General features: G+C 56.6%; 2 protein-coding genes. Both read right to left on the minus strand.

Annotated elements, in window-relative coordinates; genetic code table 11:
- Positions 1-317: 317 nt before the first annotated feature.
- The gene (locus tag DH10_RS23595) at positions 318-677 is read right to left on the minus strand and encodes a non-heme iron oxygenase ferredoxin subunit (protein ID WP_343221610.1); all 360 of its coding nucleotides are present in this window, start codon (positions 675-677) and stop codon (positions 318-320) included.
- A gap of 21 nt (positions 678-698) precedes the next feature.
- Entirely contained in the window at positions 699-1916 is a 1218-nt protein-coding gene (locus DH10_RS23600; RefSeq protein ID WP_192385401.1) for an NAD(P)/FAD-dependent oxidoreductase, read from the minus strand.
- Positions 1917-1968 lie beyond the last annotated feature (52 nt).

Below are 1968 nucleotides of genomic sequence, written 5' to 3' on the forward strand. Positions count from 1 at the left end.
CTCGACATGCTTTCACAGTTGATTTTGACGGAATACTTAAATCTTCACCGGGTGGTGATTGCGGCCTTGCTGCAGTTAAGTTGAGCACGGAGCCTGGGGCACGTGGGTGAATTTCGGAGCCGGCACCGTGACCACGGCAATGCTCCGAACAGCGATATATTACCCCTTGATTCGTCCAAGCCGGCCTGTGGATGCGTTGTCTCTCGGTGTCTCTCTCCACGAAGGAAAGTAGCCATCAGGCTCCGCCTTGCTAGATGCAGATGGCAGCAAATTGCATCAGCACAACGCCACCATCCGGTGCCTGACAAGGGCAGCCTTTATTCATGATGCGGGAGACACACCAGGACCTGACCGTCTTCCACCTTCGTCTTAAAGACGGTGATTGGACACTCTGCCGGGCCTTGAACCACTTCCCCGGTGGTGATTTCAAATTGAGCACCATGCAGAGGGCACTCGATAAGAGTCCCTTCCAGCCAGCCGTCGGAAAGAAGAGCGAACGCGTGCGAACAAACGTTATCGGTCGCGTGTACTTTGCCGCCGATGAAGTATATTGCGATTCGGTTATCGCCGATTTCGAACGGCGTTACGGTATCGTCTTGGAGATCGGAAACGGGGCAAAGGATTATCCATCCGTATTTCTGCTGCGCTTTATCTATGTTCTTTTCCACTGTTATCACAGTTCACTCCGATTCCGACAATTAGCCAGTTGCGAGGTATATATCGGACGGATCGACTTCCTCGGCTCGGCTCATAATATCCGGCGATACAGGCTTGCCAGCCTTGGCGTCTCGCCGGATCTGCATCATGTCGCGACCGGGGTTGACTCCTACGGCACTGACAAAACGTCCCTGGTCATCGGCGCCAATCTCCAGCCACCGTTCGCTCGCGACGTCTCCGATGCGATACAGGCGCGTCGCGAGGGCTGGCAGCCCGAGTGACTGGATGGTTACGCCGCACTGATCGGACCAGAACCACGGTAGGTCCTGATACTGTGCATCCAGGCCACACATAACTTTTGCGGCCACGACGGCCTGATCGCCGGCCACAGTCCAGCTCTCACTGCGTAGCCGCCGGCCAAGCGCGGGCAAAGGATAGTTCGTCACTTCTCCGGCAGCGTATATTCCCGGAACCGACGTTTCGCAGCGTGTGTTCACAACGATCCCATCGGCGGTGTCGATGCCGGCGTCAGCGGCAATTCCCGCATTAGGCCCAATCCCGATGCCAATAAGGACCATGTCAGCAACGACCGCCCCTCCATTCCAGGTCAGAACGACCTCGCCCTTTGAATTATTTGACATACGCAGATTCGCACAGTTCAAACGGAACTCACCACCTTCGCTCGTGTGACGCGTCGCGACCCATTCCGACAAAGATAGGGACGCGCTACGCGGCAGCAGTCGCGGCGCTAGCTCAATGACCGTTGTTTGACAGCCCAAGCGGCGAGCCATCCCCGATACCTCCAGCCCTATAAAACCACCGCCTACAACTGCCAGCCGCCGGCCAGGCGCAAGACCCGCGCGTAATCGCAAAGCGTCTGATTCAGTGCGCAAATAATGAATTTGTGCCGGGTCCACACTGGAGTGCTCGAAGTGCCGTGCTCGAGATCCCGTTGCGATCAACAGCTTGTCGTAGTGTTCCGGTTCACCGATATCAGTATGGACGATGCGTCGAAGAGGGTCGATTAGGGTGGCCTTCGTTCCATCCCGCAAAACGACGCGGTCTGCATACAGCTCAGACCCTTTCAGAGTCGGCCTCTTGCCCCCCAAGAGAAAGTCCTTCGATAGCGGCGGCCTGTCATAGGGTGTCCCGCTTTCGCCATGAATCAGGACCGTGCGCTGCTCAGGACGCAGATCGGCGAGCGTTGCGGCAGCACGATGCCCTGCTATTCCTCCTCCGATGATAACGACCGTTTCCATAAACAATCCTCAGCGCCTGGCAACTCTGAACGTTACCAACATGACAAACAGA

It is taken from the genome of Mesorhizobium silamurunense, from assembly GCF_014843825.1.
Classification (GTDB): Bacteria; Pseudomonadota; Alphaproteobacteria; order Rhizobiales; family Rhizobiaceae; genus Mesorhizobium; species Mesorhizobium silamurunense.

Excerpts from the sequence above, each read along its gene's own strand:
- DH10_RS23600 (WP_192385401.1), bottom strand. The coding sequence starts at position 1,916 with ATGGAAACGGTCGTTATCATCGGAGGAGGAATAGCAGGGCATCGTGCT.